14 protein-coding genes are annotated in these 15,966 nt (G+C 45.1%); 12 read left to right on the top strand and 2 right to left on the bottom strand.

The annotated features are described in order from the left end of the window. Positions 1-63 precede the first annotated feature (63 nt). A complete protein-coding gene (locus DW938_RS05700; RefSeq protein WP_117858157.1) occupies positions 64-1,341 on the bottom strand; it encodes a glycoside hydrolase family 5 protein in 1,278 nt (425 codons plus the stop codon). Positions 1,342-1,597: 256 nt separating this feature from the next. On the opposite strand from DW938_RS05700, the gene DW938_RS05695 reads away from it, so the two are divergent. The 6 genes from DW938_RS05695 to DW938_RS05670 all read left to right on the top strand — a co-directional run bounded on the left by DW938_RS05695 (position 1,598) and on the right by DW938_RS05670 (position 6,837). After that, positions 1,598-2,767: a cation diffusion facilitator family transporter gene (locus DW938_RS05695; protein WP_118124159.1), complete on the top strand. Its 1,170-nt coding sequence runs from the start codon at positions 1,598-1,600 to the stop codon at positions 2,765-2,767. 97 nt (positions 2,768-2,864) lie between these two features. Further along, positions 2,865-3,068 carry a DUF1858 domain-containing protein gene (locus DW938_RS05690; RefSeq protein ID WP_022288179.1) on the top strand — a complete coding sequence of 68 codons (204 nt, stop codon included), beginning with the start codon at positions 2,865-2,867 and terminating at the stop codon, positions 3,066-3,068. Positions 3,069-3,143: 75 nt separating this feature from the next. Continuing rightward, on the top strand, positions 3,144-3,815 hold the full coding sequence (locus DW938_RS05685; RefSeq protein ID WP_118124158.1) for a class I SAM-dependent methyltransferase: 672 nt from the start codon (positions 3,144-3,146) through the stop codon (positions 3,813-3,815). A gap of 23 nt (positions 3,816-3,838) precedes the next feature. Further along, a complete protein-coding gene (locus DW938_RS05680; protein WP_118124157.1) occupies positions 3,839-4,324 on the top strand; it encodes a spore coat associated protein CotJA in 486 nt (161 codons plus the stop codon). After that, on the top strand, positions 4,308-5,069 hold the full coding sequence (locus DW938_RS05675; protein ID WP_118124156.1) for a Nif3-like dinuclear metal center hexameric protein: 762 nt from the start codon (positions 4,308-4,310) through the stop codon (positions 5,067-5,069). Before DW938_RS05680 ends, DW938_RS05675 begins: the two co-directional genes overlap by 17 nt. A gap of 16 nt (positions 5,070-5,085) precedes the next feature. Then, the gene (locus tag DW938_RS05670; RefSeq protein ID WP_118124155.1) at positions 5,086-6,837 is read left to right on the top strand and encodes an NFACT RNA binding domain-containing protein; all 1,752 of its coding nucleotides are present in this window, start codon (positions 5,086-5,088) and stop codon (positions 6,835-6,837) included. Between the two features lie 46 nt (positions 6,838-6,883). Here the strand turns inward: DW938_RS05670 and DW938_RS05665 are convergent, their stop codons facing one another. After that, entirely contained in the window at positions 6,884-7,393 is a 510-nt protein-coding gene (locus DW938_RS05665; protein WP_118124154.1) for a hypothetical protein, read from the bottom strand. Positions 7,394-7,566: 173 nt separating this feature from the next. On the opposite strand from DW938_RS05665, the gene DW938_RS14735 reads away from it, so the two are divergent. The 6 genes from DW938_RS14735 to DW938_RS05640 all read left to right on the top strand — a co-directional run bounded on the left by DW938_RS14735 (position 7,567) and on the right by DW938_RS05640 (position 15,958). Further along, positions 7,567-7,737 (top strand): YlcI/YnfO family protein, encoded by a 171-nt coding sequence (locus DW938_RS14735; RefSeq protein ID WP_171028765.1) that lies wholly within the window; start codon positions 7,567-7,569, stop codon positions 7,735-7,737. Between the two features lie 298 nt (positions 7,738-8,035). Then, a complete protein-coding gene (locus DW938_RS05660) occupies positions 8,036-10,282 on the top strand; it encodes an NPXTG-anchored protein (RefSeq protein ID WP_147342363.1) in 2,247 nt (748 codons plus the stop codon). A gap of 79 nt (positions 10,283-10,361) precedes the next feature. Beyond that, positions 10,362-12,341: a DUF4430 domain-containing protein gene (locus tag DW938_RS05655; RefSeq protein WP_118124152.1), complete on the top strand. Its 1,980-nt coding sequence runs from the start codon at positions 10,362-10,364 to the stop codon at positions 12,339-12,341. 10 nt (positions 12,342-12,351) lie between these two features. Further along, positions 12,352-14,073, top strand: coding sequence for a prenyltransferase/squalene oxidase repeat-containing protein (locus DW938_RS05650; protein ID WP_181984379.1), 1,722 nt, complete (start codon positions 12,352-12,354; stop codon positions 14,071-14,073). Beyond that, positions 14,061-14,993, top strand: coding sequence for a MoxR family ATPase (locus DW938_RS05645; RefSeq protein WP_117891398.1), 933 nt, complete (start codon positions 14,061-14,063; stop codon positions 14,991-14,993). The genes DW938_RS05650 and DW938_RS05645 overlap by 13 nt, the downstream gene beginning before the upstream one ends. After that, complete coding sequence (locus DW938_RS05640) at positions 14,990-15,958, top strand: DUF58 domain-containing protein (protein WP_118124150.1); 969 nt, start codon at positions 14,990-14,992, stop codon at positions 15,956-15,958. The genes DW938_RS05645 and DW938_RS05640 overlap by 4 nt, the downstream gene beginning before the upstream one ends. Positions 15,959-15,966 lie beyond the last annotated feature (8 nt).

Genomic DNA, 15,966 nt, shown 5'->3' with positions numbered 1-15,966 from the left:
AGATCAAACGGGCGAACGCTGTTCGCCCCTACAAATGTATCAGCATATTTGCGTGTGAAAAACTTATGAAGCCTTTGCGCTCTTTCTTACCTCTGTGTAGCCTGCCGGTGACGGGATCTCATAATCGTCTGTGGAGTTTATGGCTCTCATCATGCCTGCGATAAGGTCAGGCTGTGTGATAGTGTAGTCAAATCTGTTTATGATGCCAAAGCCCTTGTTGCCGTTGTAGCCGTTGTCCCAGTATACACAAACAACGCCGTTTTTCTTTGCCGCCTTGATAAGATATTCAGCCCAGTAACGTCTGAACTCATTGTAGTCTGCAAACTTTTCTGTCTTGTCCTGTGCGCCAAATTCGCCGATAACAACAGGATAACCTTGACTTACAAACTTCTCGTTAAGAAGTGCCATTTGGCTGTCAACATGATCCTCCTGACCCCAGTTGTCATAATTCTTTACCGCATATTTGCCCCACTGAGTTTTTGCGGTCTTGTTCTCGTCAATAGTGAAATTGAATGGGTCATAATAGTGAACTGATATCATGATACGCTTGCCGTCAGCCTTGCAGCCGTTGTCGGTCGGTATCTTGAAGTTGTAATCATCTCCTGCTGTGTATTCAATATTGGTGTTCCAGCCTGGGAGAAGCAGCCAGCGTTTTTCATTGTTTGAACCTGTTGCTCTTACTGAGTCAACGAATATCTGATTGTATGCGTTTATGTTTTCATAAGCATTAGCGTCAGGCTTGCCGTAGTCGTTGTTGAATTCCTCGTTCATGGACTCGAAGATAAGGTGCTGGTCATAGTCCTTGAAACGGTCTGCTATCTGAGTCCAAACCTTGCCGTACTTGTCCTTTATCTCCGTCTGCTTGTCATCGTCCTCAGCACAAAGCAGCCAACTGTGGTCAACAGTGTAATATCCGTCACCATGCATATTAACTATAGCGAACATATCGTTGTCAACAACATAGTCAACGACCTCCTGAACTCTGTCCAGCCAGTCAGTGTCTATCTTGTAGTCAGGGCCGTCGCCTATCATGTCAAGATAAGAAACAGGTATTCTTACTGTCTTGAAACCCTGTGCCTTGACAGTGTCGATAAGCTCCTTTGTTATCTCAGGATTGCCCCAGCAAGTTTCGCTGGGAAGTCCGCCGCTGGAAGCTTCAAGCTGATTGCCTAAGTTCCAGCCAAGCCCCATGGCTTCTGTTATCTGTGTCTGGTCAAGCTCTGTCCACTTCTTTGCAGTGTCTTTTGCCTCGCTGTCGGAGTTTTTTCCGCAGCCTGCCACAGCCGCTGTCATAACTCCTGCCAGCAGCAGAGCCGCAGCTCTCGATATGAATTTTCTCATTTTTTATATAACCTCTTTCCTTTTTGCGTATGTAAACGATTAATGCTAATGACTATTATAGCACACTGCACAAATTTTTTCAATAGTGAAAAGAAAATTTTATTATGTGGTTGAAATGAGAAATAAGTGGCTGCATATTGCCTGCTGCGGCGAATATCCATATAAATAAGCATTTGCACTTGATTTTGTAATATTATGTGTTATAATAGTAGATAAACTTATAAGTTTACTTTGGTAAACAAAAGGGGATATTCATATGGCAGCACTTCTTATAAGATTATTTATAAAAGACAGAGATAACGTGAAAGATAAAAACGTCCGAAAAAAATATGGCTACCTAGGCTCATGTACTGGTATAGTCCTTAATATCATGCTTTTCCTCGGTAAGCTTATTGCAGGACTTGTGTCAGGGGCTGTGTCCGTTATGGCGGACGCTTTTAACAACCTTTCTGACGCAGGCTCGTCTATAATGTCGTTGGTTGGCTTTAAAATGGCAGCCAAAGCCGCAGACGAAGATCACCCTTTCGGTCATGGCAGAATGGAGTATATCTCAGGTCTTGTCATATCCTTTATTATTATGATGATGAGCATTGAACTGGGAAAATCTTCTTTTTCAAAGATCTTTGCCCACGATAAGCTTGCTTTCTCGGTAATGACCTTTGTGATACTTGGCTGCTCAGTGGCTGTGAAGCTTTGGATGTGGTATTTCTATAGAAAGCTTGGCAAGAAGATAAACTCTACCTCGCTTTTCGCCTCTGCCGCTGACAGTCTTTCCGATTGTGTCGCAACAGGAGCTGTTATGCTTGCAATGGTATTCTCTGCGTTCACAGGCATAAACATAGACGGCTATGTGGGCGTTCTCGTTGCTCTCTTTATCTTCCGCTCAGGCTTTATGACCTGCAAGGACAGCGTTTCGCCGCTTCTCGGCTCAAAGCCCGATAAGGAGTTCGTTCAGGATATTGTTGATACCGCAATGAGCTTTCCTGAGATAATCGGTATCCATGATCTGCTCATACATGATTATGGCGTAGGGAATACCGTTATCTCCTTTCATGCTGAAGTGCCATGCGAAATGGACTTTATGGCGGCTCATGAGCTTATAGACGATCTTGAGGATAGCATGAAAGAAAAATATCACTGCGCAGTGTCTATACATATGGATCCGGTGGCAGATCATGACGAGCAAACTATCGAAACTAAAAAGATAGTAACAGACGTTGTGAAGTCTATCGACCAATGCCTTAGCATACACGATTTCAGAATGACAAAGGGAGAAAACCGTGAAAATCTTATTTTTGACGTGGTAGTGCCTTTTGATTTCAGACTTTCAGACAGCGAGGTAAAAGCAAAAATATCAAAACGGCTCACAGAATTTGACGGAAGATATAACGCTGTTATAAATGTTGATAAGGGCGATATATTATAATAAAAAGGGCTTGCTTTTTTTCGCAGGATTGGTTATAATATAGGTATAACGCAAAGCGTTTGCAATGCGTGGTCTATCATGATAGGAGGAATATAAAATGGCATTCACAGTTACAAAGGATACTATTATAGGCGATATAATGGACGCTGATGAAAATACAGCACCATACTTTATGGAAATGGGTATGCACTGTCTGTTCTGCCCTGCGTCAAGAGGCGAAACTCTTGAAGAGGCTTGTGCTGTTCATGGCGTTCCTGTTGAGGAAATGCTCGAAAAGCTCAACAAGCATTTTGCAGAATAAGCGTTTGGAACTATTTTCGCCGCCCAGCCGCCTTTTCAGGGGGCGAGCGGCGATTTTTTTCTTTGGAGGAAAGCTTTGGATAAAAGACTTGTGACCTGTGCAAAGCTTTGTACGGGAGATTTTGTATGCGACGTGGGGACAGATCATGGTTATCTGCCCTGCTTTATGATAAAGGAAAATATGTGCAAAAAGGCTCTCGCTTGTGATGTTGCACCATTGCCGCTAAAGTCGGCTGAGGAGCATATCCGCCGTGAGGGGCTTTCAGACCGCATTGGAACGGTGCTTTCAGACGGGCTTGACAATGTTCCGCCGGAGGGCATAACAGACGTTGTTATGGCAGGCATGGGCGGAGAGCTTATTGCAAGACTGCTTGAAAAATGTCCGTGGGTGAAAAACAGCGTGAACCTCGTTTTACAGCCTATGACAAAATGGGACGTGCTTAGAAAGTGGCTTTATGACAACGGCTTTGAGGTAAAAAAAGAGCTTGCCTGCACAGAGGGGCAGTTTGCATATTCTGTCATGCAGGCGGTGTATACAGGCAAAACGCCGTCTTATGAATGTGATGACAGATATTTGCAGTTCGGCTTTGTTGAGCCTGAGGGCGAGGGGAAAGAGTATATCGCAAGGCAGGCAAAAAGAATTTTTGTTGCAGGCAGCGGAATGATGAAGTCCGAGGACAAAAAGGAGCTGGGAGAAAGGCTTGTTAAGCTTGCACAGAGCGAGCTTGAAACGTTGAAAAAAATATGATACAAAAAAACATGGGGGCAAAAATGAAATTTCTGAAAGCTTTGGGGATAGGCATAGCCATGCAGCTTTCCGTGACGATATTTTCGGTGTTGCTTATCGTAGCGTTCTGTATGGTAAGTTCCGGCGGTGCAAGCGTGATATTAAGCGGCGTTGTTGCTTTGGGTGCGTATATAGGTTTTTATTTTAAATTTAAGAAACCAAACGTGGGCAAAGCCTTTTACTGGCTCAGCTTTACATTTATTCCGCTTGTTATACATACCATTGTTATGACTTTTGTCTATACTCATTGCGAAAAAGATGTGGCAGAGGCTTTGTCGAGAGGCACATTGTTTCCCGCACTCAACTATCTGCCCTTTGTCGCTATGATGCCTGCATTGGTGGTTATCGTAGTGACAACATTCATCACGGGCTTTTACGAACTTCTTGACGCAGTTATCAAGGATAGAAATACCCCTGACAGCACATCAGACACACAAAAAGGAGCTGACAAAAATGACAACAGTTTATGATATTTATAGTTTTATAGAGGATATAGCCCCATACCGCTTGCAGGAGGGCTATGACAACAGCGGTCTTAACGTGGGGGAAATGTCCGCAGAGGTAAGGAGCGTGCTGGTGGCACTGGATTGCACCGCTGAGGTGGCAAGAGAGGCTTGTCAGCGTGACTTTGACCTTGTTCTCACCCACCACCCTGTTATTTTCAGAGGATTAAAGACCCTCGTGCCCAACGATCCTGCTGTGATACTTGCGGCAGGGGGAAAGAACGCTCTTTCCATGCACACAAATTTCGACTCCGCAGAGGGCGGAATGAATGACGTGCTTTGCAAAATGCTTGGTCTTAAACCTGAGAGTGCTTTGCATGAAGAGCATGGCGTGGGCTGTGGATATGTCTGCGAGTTTGACGGCATGAACGTCCGTGAGCTTGCTCAGAGAGCAAAGGACGTTCTTGGCTGTAGAGTAGTCCGTTTCAGCGGCGGCGAGCGTGAGATAAGGCGTGTGGGAGTATGCTCAGGTTCAGGCGGTTCGTTCCTTGCTGACGCCGCAGAAAAAGGCTGTCAGGTGCTTTTGACAGGGGACGTAAAGCATGACGTTTTTATAGACGGCGGAAATATGGGTGTTTCTGTTATAGACGCAGGTCATTTCTATACGGAAAATATCTTCTGCGAGTTTATCGCTGGTGAGCTGAAAAACAAGTTCAGCGGTCTGAGAGTAGAGATAGCCGTAAGCAACAGGGATATAGTTGAAGTAATATAAAAAGCAGGTAAGTAAAATGGCATTGGACGGAATTTATCTGAGCTTGCTCAGAAAAGAATTTGACCCTCTTATTGACGGCAGGGTGGATAAGATACATCAGCCTTCACGAGAGGAGCTTATAATGACTATCCGCACTAAAGAGGGTGCGCAGAAGCTTATGTTCAGCACAGGTGCAGGCTCGGCAAGGGTCCATATAACAACGGCGGATATAGAAAATCCGAAAACACCGCCTATGTTCTGTATGCTCATGAGAAAGCATCTTGCAGGGGGCAGACTCACTGCCATTAGGCAGGACGGCTTTGAGCGTATACTTTTCTTTGACTTTGAAGCCACCAACGAAATGGGCGACAGGGTGAATCTCACACTTGCGGCGGAGATAATGGGCAGGCGTTCAAATCTTATCCTCTATCATGAGGACGGCAGGATAATAGACAGCATAAAGCGTGTGGGACAGGAAATGTCATCAGTGAGAATGGTTCTTCCCGGTGCGCAGTATGCTTTGCCCCCGAGAGAGCAAAGGCTGAATCTTATGGAATGTACAAAAGAAGAATTTCTTGCAAAGATAGCCGAAAACCCCACGGCGGAGCTTTCAAAGGCAATAATGAAAACGCTTGAGGGCATTTCACCAGTGTTCGCAAGGGAAGCTGTGTTCTTTGCGGCAAGGGGTGCTGAGATAACAGCCGAACAGCTAAGCGGAGACACTGCGGACAGACTGTGGTTTTATTTTTCAAAAGTCCGTGACAGCATAAATGACGGCACTAACGTCTACACAGTGCTGAAAACAAAAGAGGGCAATCTGAAAGATTTCTGCTTCTGCGATATCACGCAGTATGGTGCGCTCATGGTGACAAAAAGCTTTGAGTCGCCAAGTGTTCTTCTGGACTATTTCTATGCGGAGAGGGATTCCCTTTCAAGAATAAAGCAGAAAGCTAACGACCTTTTCAAGCTTCTTATAAACACCTCCGAGAGAACTCAAAGGCGTGTGCAAAATCAGCGTGAAGAGCTTAAAGAGTGCAAGGACAGGGAAAAATACCGCATTTACGGTGACCTTATCACTTCAAATCTCTATGCACTTGAAAAGGGAATGGCGTATGCTGAGGTGCAGGACTTTTATGACGAGAACTGCCCTACAGTGAAGATACCACTTGACAAAAGGCTTACCCCAACACAGAACGCTCAGAAGTATTATAAGGAGTACAGAAAGCTTGACACCGCAGAGAAAAAGCTCACTGTGCTTATTGCAGAGGGCGAGCAGGAAGTCAAGTATCTGGATTCTGTTTTCGATTCTCTCACGAGGGCGCAGACGGAGGGGGATATAGCCGAGCTTCGTGAGGAGCTTTTTCAGGAGGGCTATGTAAAGCGCTCAAAGTTCAAGGGCAAGCCTCCAAAGGCTCTGCCGCCTATAAGATACCGTTCTTCTGACGGATATGAAATAAGGGTAGGCAGGAACAATAAACAGAACGACCGCCTCACCTGCAAGGAAGCAGAGAAAACTGACCTTTGGCTCCACGTCAAAGATATCACAGGAAGCCACGTTATCGTCACCTGCGACGGGGAAATGCCACCTGACAGGACAATAGAGGAAGCGGCAATAATCGCCGCCTGCAACTCAAAGGGAAGAAATTCCTCCAGGGTTGACGTTGACTACACTTTCATAAGAAACGTGAAAAAGCCAAACGGCTCAAAGCCGGGCATGGTTATTTTTACAAACAACTACACTATCACTGTCAAGCCTGACACGGAGTTGGAGGAGAAACTGAGGGTATAATTCAGCCCCCGTATGTTTACGATACATATGGGGGCTTTTTTTGTTGTTATTTGTTGGTTATTGCTTCAACTATTCTGTCGGTTTGCTGACGATTGTTTGTGTCGTCAAGTCGATTAGAGATAAGCTGATTTATAAGATTTTCTATTTCAAGAGCTTTTGACCGATCAAATATCAGGACTGATATTTTCAGTGATTCTCCTGATGTTGTTTTTATCGTAATAACAGTCTGAAACGAAGTTATAATAATTAAAACACCTAAAAGAATAAGTATGATAGGTGCAAGTGATGATGAAAGTGAAAGTATCTTTGAAGCTGAAATAACACTAAATCCAGACCACATAAGTATAATGCCAAACAGAAGTATCACACCTATACAATTAAATGTTCTTGTTACGGTTGCAATCTGATTTACAGGTATAACGTCAGTTTTTGTGCCTATGGCAAGAAGGGAGAAAAGAATATTTGGTGTTTTGAGTTTTACAAAATTTTGTTCGTGTGTTACCTCTCCTTTGAGATATGCCGTTGGAAGTGATATCCTGTACTTTATTGTTTTCATAAATAAATGCCCCTTTTCTTATTTTTACTAAAGCGTTGCTTTACGCTTATTATAGCATACTTGTTTTAAAATTGCAAGTATTTTTTACTTGCAATTTTAAGTCTATTATTTATGAATGTTTTTAGTTAGAATTATAGCATGGGAACAAGTTTAAAAGCAGCGGGGTGTGCTAAATGTTTGAGATAAAGAAGCCGACATCATCAAATAAAACAATAAGAATGCCTGACACACTAATAGAAAAACTTGAAAAGCTTGCGGCACAGAATGATATTTCTTTTAATCAGCTCGTTATACAGTGTTGTGAGTATGCATTGGAAAATTTAAATTCTGCCGATGACACATAGGGTATAGCCTAAAGCTATATCCAACAAAGTTTCAGTCTATGAGTTTATGAAAATGCCACAAAAACGGCGTTGTATCGGGCTTATTAGTGGTGTAAAAAGGTTATTGAATAATCCATAGCGATATGGTATAATTATCATGATGTGAATATTAAGAAAGCACAGTTTGAAAAGTTGTTAGCTGAGTAGAGCGTGTCAGGGCGAAAGCCTTGCCGTCAGGGAAGCAGGTCCAAATCCTGCACAACCGCCATTACTGTGTTTGACAGGCTTTTTGTGCGCTGTCATAAGTCAGGTATCTGCTGTGTTTTCGTTGACTATTTCTGTCTTGGGCGATGAAGATGACGGTCTGCTTTATCGCTGTGCAGGCAGTAAAGCGGATAGAATGCTTTTTCGTTTCGGCGGAAAGGCATTTTTTGCTGTGGTCGGGGTGTTCATAAAAAGTGCATTGACGGCGGAACAGTGTGTATCAACGAAAGGACAGAAAAGAATGAAGAAGAAAATTTTGAGAACAGCCAGCTTCGCTCTTGCGACTGCTCTTAGTCTGAGCGTGTGTGTAAGCGCATTTGTTTCAGACGGAACAAACAACAACGTAACAACATCAGTCCTCCCTGACAGTGCGGATAACGCAGTGCTTAACTGGGCAACTAAGGTAGGAAAAAGCTGGAACGATGGTCCGTCGCCTGTGGCTATCGTTGGAGATGATATCGTTTATACATCCGGCGACAAGCTCATGAGAATGAACAAGGAAACTGGCGTTGTGGATTCAGTAGTCGGACAGCGAGCAGGCACGAACAGCTACGCTATCCAGCCTGTTACTTATGCAGACGGCATGATATTCTCAGCCTTTAACGGCGGAATTCAGGCATTTGACGCTGACACCCTCGAGTCGCTGTGGGTATACAAGGACAGCGTTGGCGGACAGTCTGTAAGCCCTATCTACTATAATGACGGCTGTATCTACACAGGCTTCTGCAACTATGGTTCAGGAAAAGACGATCAGTATGTCTGCATAGATGTTAAGGACGAAGATCCTGACACAACAGATGAAGAGAAGTCACCAAAGTGGACATTCACAAACAAAAGCGGTTTCTATTGGGCAGGCGCATATGCAACTGACGATTTTGTCGTTCTCGGCATGGAAAATGCAAAGGCAAACACTACCGACCCTGCAAGAATAGTTACTCTTGACAAAAACTCAGGAAGCGTTATAGATACTGAGTATACAGTAGGCGGAGGAGTAAGAAGCACTATTTCTTACGATAAGGATACAGACGCTTATTATTTCACATCTAACGGGGGCTATTTCTATAAGGCAACAATAGACGATGAGGGCAATTTCACAAAGCTTGACAGCATTGCACTTGGTGGCGCAAGCACATCATCTCCTACAGTTCTTAACGGCAGAGCTTATGTTGGCGTAAACGGCTCAGGCTGGGGCAACTATAAGGGCAGTGCTATCGCAGTTATCGACCTTGACAGCTTTGAGATAGCATACAAGGCAGAAACAAAGGGCTATCCACAGACCTCAGGTCTTGGCGTTGTGAATGAGAACGGCTATAACTATGTTTACTTTTCAGAGAACGCATCAGCAGGCGCTATCCGCTATGTAAAGGATAAAAAGGGCGTAACAGAAGTTCTTGATGCTCAGATAGTAAACGGAAAGAAAACAGCTCCGTCACTTTTCACACCAACGGGCGCTCAGGCACAGTACGCTATAGCTGACCTTGTTGCAGACGAAAACGGCACTATCTACTTCAAGAACGATTCAGGCTACATAATGGCTGTCGGCTCAGAGGTGGAAAAGCTTGTGACCGAGAATGCTAAGACAGTATGCAAAGAGGGCGAAGCTTATGACGCTTCCGACTTGAAGGTTTATGCAGTTCTCAAAAACGGCGTGAAGAAGGACGTTACAGATTATGTGACTATCGACGATACTGCTCTTACAGCAGACGATGATTTCGTTACTGTTACATACAAGTATGGTATGTACAGAGATAAGACAAACGAGGGCGCTGCAAACACAACCGGCGTTGCCGTTTCACCTGTTGAAGCAACTATCGACGTAACAGTTCTTGCAGCAGAGGATTATGACAGCGTAAAGGCTGTTGAGAAGCTTATCAGTGACCTTGGCGAGATAACACTTGACAGCGAGAATGACATCAAGGCAGCAAGAGTCGCTTATGACGCTCTTGGCGACCTTAAGGAATATGTAGGCAATGTTGACGCTCTTACGGCCGCAGAGGAAAAGCTTGAAGAACTCAAGACACCAAGCTCTTCATCAGAAGCAGAAAGCTCTGTAAGCTCATCTGACGTATCTTCCGAAAGCACAGTATCTTCTGCAAACTCTGAGGATACATCTTCTGCCACTTCATCAGCCGCAGAGTCAGTAAGCAGTGCTGACACATCAAAGGCGGCTGACAGCTCATCAAAGACAGCAAATAACGCAGGTGCGGCTAACCCTAACACAGGTGCGACAGCAGGCGTTTGCGTAGCAGGTCTTGCACTTCTTATCAGCGGAGCGCTTACAGTTTCAAGAAAGAGAAAGTAAAAAATTAAGACAATTAAGATATAAGTTATTTTGCAGGATACTCGCCCTCTATTTTCAGGGGGCGGGCATTTTCTGTGATATGAAAAGTGAGAATATTATGAAAAAGCATACACAAAAAAACAGGCAAATAATAATGCTGTCAGCAGCGGCGTTTTTTATCGCAGCGGCTTTTTTGTGTATGCGTTTTTATAATATGAGCAGTTATAAGACCCCTGAAAATCCGTTTTCAGTACTGTCTGAAAGCCTTGCGGAGGAGGACGGACAGGGCGGAGAAGGCTATGAAACAAGCTCTCAGCCAAAGGACGAAAGCTCTGATATGGACAGCTCACAGGCAGATGACAGTGATAACACTGATAGTAGCGACAGCAATACAGATACAACAGAAAGCTCTCCGCAGGCTGACAAAAGCGACGGAAATTCCCCGACAGTAAATGGCGGGAACACAAATGTTACCATAAATGCCCAAGGCGAAAATAAGTCTGACGAGGTAAAGAAAAAGCCTGACAGCAAGACCGAAACTGTCAAAAAGAACACCGACACAGAATATTTCACCACCTCTATAAAAGAGGGCGAGCGTGTAAAAAAGCCACTTTATGAGTTCACAATAACACATAAAAACAAAGCTCTCACAGTGCAAAAAGTTCAGGTCACTGTAAACGACAGCGTTGTAAATCAGTTTTCGGGCAGCGTTACCCTTCACGCAGGAAAAAACACTATCCGTGTTGCCTGCACTTATACCGACAAAAGCGGTCAGGTGAAAAGGGCTTATAAGGACTATACAGTTTATTTTGACAAAAAGGAGATAACCTTTGACACCGACCTTGCGGATAAGGATACTGACTCAGACAGCATAACATTTTCAGCCACAGCTTTTTACGGCAGTGATAAAATACCTTTGACAGTTAAAGTCAACGGTGAAAAGCTTTCCGGTGGTGAAACTTTTACCGCACAGCTTTCTGAGGGCGAAAATATTATAACTCTCTCTGCGGAAAAGGACGGCTCAAAGGCTGAAAAAAGCTTTAAGATAAAATACACTCCTGCGGAGTTTTCAATCGATACCGACCTTTACGACCGCACTGTAAATGACGCCGATTTTAGCTTCTATGCGAGAATGAAAGGTCAAAGCGGCAGTGCAAAGCTAAGCGTTATTCTAAACGGCAAAAAGCTTTCGGGCAGAGATAATTATACCTGCACCCTCCAAAGCGGTGATAACCGTATAAGGCTTTATGCAAAAGACGGTGAAAAAAAAATAGACAGATATTTCACTGTCACCTATGTACCCATTGCTGACGATACCACAAGACCTGAGATAACGTATATAAACGTCACCAACGGACAGACAGTGAAAGGCTCGGGCTTCACCCTCAGATTTAACGCACAGGACTATCAGGGTGGAAGGATATATGCCGACAAGACAGAGGTCTGGCTCAATGGGCTTTCTGTTGAGTGTATCGCACAGGACAGGAACTCAGCCTATTATCTCCAGCTTTCGGGCGGGGCAAATCTTCTTGAAATAAGGGTGTATGACCCCGAGGGCAGATATGCGGATCATGCCTATACCATAAATTCTGTCAGCGCACAAAAGGGCGAGCAGACAGGCGTTATAACAATGAGCTTTGACGCCGATACCATAGGGCTTGGACAGCTTGTCGCAGGCTCAGAGGTGGCAATATACGAGGGGGACACAGGCGTTGATGTTATAGAGCGTTTTCTCCAGCAAAACGGCTTCACAGGTGATTTTACAGGCAAGGACGATCAGAGATATCTAAGCCGAATACACAAAAATGGTGCGTTTGCAGGTGGAGCAGTAAACAGCGAGCTTGCGGAGCTTATAAAAAATGACGGCATTGCAGACAGCAACACACAGTATGCCGATAGCCTTGGAGAATTTGACTACACCTACGGCTCAGGCTGGGTGTATACTGTAAACGGCAATATGCCTGCATACGGCATGGGCAAGGTGAACTTTACCGACGGCGACACTGTTAGGCTTGCGTTCACAGTTGCCTACGGCAGAGATATAACAGGTTCACAGGATAGCTATGACAAAACATGGTAGGAGGATATTGTTGAAAACGAGAGGTTTTCTTGGCAGATTAGTGGCGGTGTTTGCAGGGGCAGTAATGCTTCTGACAAATGTTCCTGCGGTGAATGCAGATAAAAGTGATAGGATAACTGAAAGCGCAGAAAAGGTCTGTCAGTGGCAGCGTGACAAAATGGGCATTTCTCAGGACGAGAGCATTTTTTCGGGGGATTTTCTGCAAAACGCAGGCATAGGAAGCTCCGATTGGCTTGCCATAGGCATTTCACGCTTTGGTTTTGAGGAGGACTATGAGGCTTATCTCACTGCGCTTTCTCAGCGTGTGAAAGCTCTTTCAGATACCGACAACGCTACCGAGTGGCAGAGGTGCGCTATAACAGCCTCCGCAATGGGAGGCGACCCTGCCGACATTGAGGGCATAGACCTTGTAAAAGGCGGTGTTTACGGCAGAGATGAAAATAATTCCGTAGGCAAACAGGGTCTTAACGGCTGGATATTTGCACTTTTGACCCTTGATACAATGGGTTACAAGACCCCGGAGGGTGCAGAGTTTGACAGAGAGCGTATACTTGACGAGATAGTTTCTTCGCAGAATACCGATGGTGGCTTTTCGCTGTCAAAAGGTGAAAGCGATATCGACATCACCGCAATGGCTTTGCAGGCGATTGCCCCATATTACAATGATTTTTCCCGTGACGATGTTAGAAAAAGCGTTGACAAAGCGGTGGAGTATCTGAGCGGCAAGCAGGACAACTCAGGTACGTTCGGAAGCGCAGAAGCTGATTCGCAGGTAGTAATAGCACTTTGCTCGCTTGGTATAGACCCCGAAACTGACAGCCGTTTTGTGAAAAATGCCGACCTTTTGACCGCCCTGCTTTCCTATCAGAACAGCGACGGTGGATTTTCACATGAAAAGGGCGGCGATTCTGACGAGCTTGCCACAGGGCAGGCACTTTGCGCACTTGCGGCACAAAAGCGTTTTGAACTTACGATGCGACGTATTTACGATATGAGAGAGGAGCTTTCAGTTCTGCAGCGTGAAAAGCTTGACGGCATAAACGGCAGGCTTTCGGATATCTCAGACGAGGAGAGCGCAGAAAAAGCCTTGAAGCTTTTCAATGACTTTGATTGTGACGAACGCACATATGTGAGATACGGTGCAGAGCTTGAAAATGCGGCAGAAAAATACAGCCTGACCTTGAGCGACAGGGCTTTCACAGTGGAGCTTGCACAGACAGACCATGGAAACGGTTGTGTATACAGTATCGAGAAAACGGAAATATATAAGGGCAAGAAAGGCTTTACAAAAAGCGACAGGAACAAGCTTGAAGCCCTGAGAAAAAACGGTGTTACTTCGGGAGACTGCACTGCTACGGCTGTGCTTTTAGCCCATGCAAAGGCTGACGAGAGCCTTTCCGACAGGGATAAGATAATATCAGAGCTTGAAGAAATGAACGCCAAGGCAAACGAGCTTTACAGTGAGATATCAGACCTTAACAGTATCATAAGCCGTGAGCTTTATCCTGTTGACAGCGTTGGAAAAGACAAAAAGGAGCTTTTGGAAAAGACCGCAGAGAGAATAAAAAAGCTTCCTGAAAGCGAGCGGAAAAAGGTTACTTCTGCCGACGAGATAATAAAAGAGGCGGAGGATAAAAACGTGACAGTGTATGTGATATCTGCGGCAGCGGTGCTGTGCGCAGTGGGAGTTTTCACAGTGGTAAGAAAGAAGGGTAAAAAATGCGTGAGATAACAGATGAAGTAAAAAAGGTCATAATCGGCAAGGACGAAGTGGTGGATATGGTGTTCGCCGCAATTTTGGCGCAGGGTCATGTGCTTATGGAGGACGTTCCGGGCGTGGGAAAAACTACTCTTGCGGTGGCGTTTTCAAAGGCTTTGGGGCTTGAAACAAAGAGGATACAGTTCACCCCTGATACTGTGGCTTCCGACATCACAGGCTATACGGCTTTTGACAGACAGGCGCAGGGCTTTACTTTTCACAGCGGTGCGGCAATGACGAATATACTTCTTGCAGACGAAATAAACAGAACCTCAGGCAAGACGCAATCTGCCCTTTTGGAGGTCATGGAGGAGCGTGCCTGCACAGTTGACGGCAGAACATATCCTTTGCCTGAGCCTTTTGCAGTTATAGCAACACAAAACCCTACAGGCACAGTTGGCACGGCGGCACTGCCTGTTTCACAGCTTGACAGATTTATGATAAAGCTTTCCATGGGCTATCCTGACAAGGCGGCAATGCGAAGCATAATGTCAGACCGAAGCAGTTCAGACCCATTGGCAGATGTGAAAGCCGTCTGCACCGCTGAAAAGCTTATAGAAATGCAGAAAAAGGCAAAGGCTGTTTTTGTTGACGACAGCGTTTATGACTACATCTCAGACCTTTGCGACGCCACAAGGCATAATGAAAATATTTCTCTGGGCGTATCCCCAAGAGGTGCTTTGGCGCTTTGCAGGATAGCAAAGGCGTGGGCGTGCTATAAGGGCAGAGAATATGTCGTTCCCCAGGACGTAAGAGATTTTTTTGTCCATGTTTGCAGCCACAGGATATCTCTTTCTGCAAAGGGCAGGCTCTCAGGACTTGCGGCAGAAAGTGTGCTTGACGAGATACTTAAAAGCGTAAAATGCCCTGAGAATGAGGAAAAACGCAGATGAAGAGGCTATGCTTCTGCCTTTGCACAGCTTTGGGCATACTGCTTTTTGTGCTGAAAAAGCCCATTGGCATATCGGTGCTTGGGCTGTGCGCAGTGCTTTTTGTATTGTCAGTATGTGTAAATATATTCTCGAAGAAAAAGCTGTCAGCAACACTGGTAAGCGACGGCACAGGCTTGAAAAATAAGGACATGAGCCTTAAATTTATCTTCACAGGAACTTGTGGCGAATACAGCAGTAAACTGCGGCTTAGAAATATGCTCACAGGGCAGTGCGATGATATAAAGGTGCATTTTATCATCAGCAGAGAGCCTGCTCAGGTGGATATCACTGTAAAAAGCGACACCTGCGGAAAGATAAAAGCAGAGTTTTTGACACTCCGAGCCTTTGATCTTACAGGGCTAACATGGAAAAAGGCGCAGTGCGAAATAAAGGGCAGTGTGAACATAATGCCTGATGCTGCAGAGATAGATGAGAGCGAGGAAGCAAAGCTCAAGGAAGCCCTTGAAAGCGACTTTTTCAGCAATGAAAACGAGGGCTTCGACCACAGCGAGCCTATCGGAATAAGAGAATATCGTCAGGGGGACAGCTATAAATCGGTGCATTGGAAGCTGTCTTTCAGACTTGGCGATATCTACGTCCGTGAATATGGCGAGCCTGTTACTGACAGCCTTTGTATCTACGTTGAAACAGGCGGAAATGTCCCCGCAAAAGATTATGACCGCATTGCCGCAAAGGCACTGAGCCTTTCAATGTATCTTTCAGACGGCGGTATAGGGCATTACATGGCGTTTTACAGCTTTTCTCAGCAGAGAAAAGTTTTCGAGCATATCGACAGCGCAGACAGCTTCACTGTCGCTCTGGACAGCCTTCTTTCTTCACAGCCTGAGCAGGGAAAAGAGCGACTGACGGAGTTTTCAGAGCTGTTTGAAAGAAGCGGTATAAGCCGTGTTATCGAGATAAAATAGTAAAAGAG

The sequence above is a fragment of the Ruminococcus sp. AM43-6 genome (genome assembly GCF_003461785.1).
Classification (GTDB): Bacteria; Bacillota; Clostridia; order Oscillospirales; family Ruminococcaceae; genus Hominimerdicola; species Hominimerdicola aceti.
This window is presented reverse-complemented; position numbering and strand designations above follow the sequence as displayed.

Bases quoted from the DNA above. Each gene is read 5' to 3' on its own strand.
- DW938_RS05700 (WP_117858157.1), bottom strand. From the start codon at position 1,341: ATGAGAAAATTCATATCGAGAGCTGCGGCTCTGCTGCTGGCAGGAGTT.
- DW938_RS05695 (WP_118124159.1), top strand. From the start codon at position 1,598: ATGGCAGCACTTCTTATAAGATTATTTATAAAAGACAGAGATAACGTG.
- DW938_RS05690 (WP_022288179.1), top strand. From the start codon at position 2,865: ATGGCATTCACAGTTACAAAGGATACTATTATAGGCGATATAATGGAC.
- DW938_RS05680 (WP_118124157.1), top strand. From the start codon at position 3,839: ATGAAATTTCTGAAAGCTTTGGGGATAGGCATAGCCATGCAGCTTTCC.
- DW938_RS05675 (WP_118124156.1), top strand. From the start codon at position 4,308: ATGACAACAGTTTATGATATTTATAGTTTTATAGAGGATATAGCCCCA.
- DW938_RS05670 (WP_118124155.1), top strand. From the start codon at position 5,086: ATGGCATTGGACGGAATTTATCTGAGCTTGCTCAGAAAAGAATTTGAC.
- DW938_RS05665 (WP_118124154.1), bottom strand. From the start codon at position 7,393: ATGAAAACAATAAAGTACAGGATATCACTTCCAACGGCATATCTCAAA.
- DW938_RS14735 (WP_171028765.1), top strand. From the start codon at position 7,567: ATGTTTGAGATAAAGAAGCCGACATCATCAAATAAAACAATAAGAATG.
- DW938_RS05655 (WP_118124152.1), top strand. From the start codon at position 10,362: ATGAAAAGTGAGAATATTATGAAAAAGCATACACAAAAAAACAGGCAA.
- DW938_RS05645 (WP_117891398.1), top strand. From the start codon at position 14,061: ATGCGTGAGATAACAGATGAAGTAAAAAAGGTCATAATCGGCAAGGAC.
- DW938_RS05640 (WP_118124150.1), top strand. From the start codon at position 14,990: ATGAAGAGGCTATGCTTCTGCCTTTGCACAGCTTTGGGCATACTGCTT.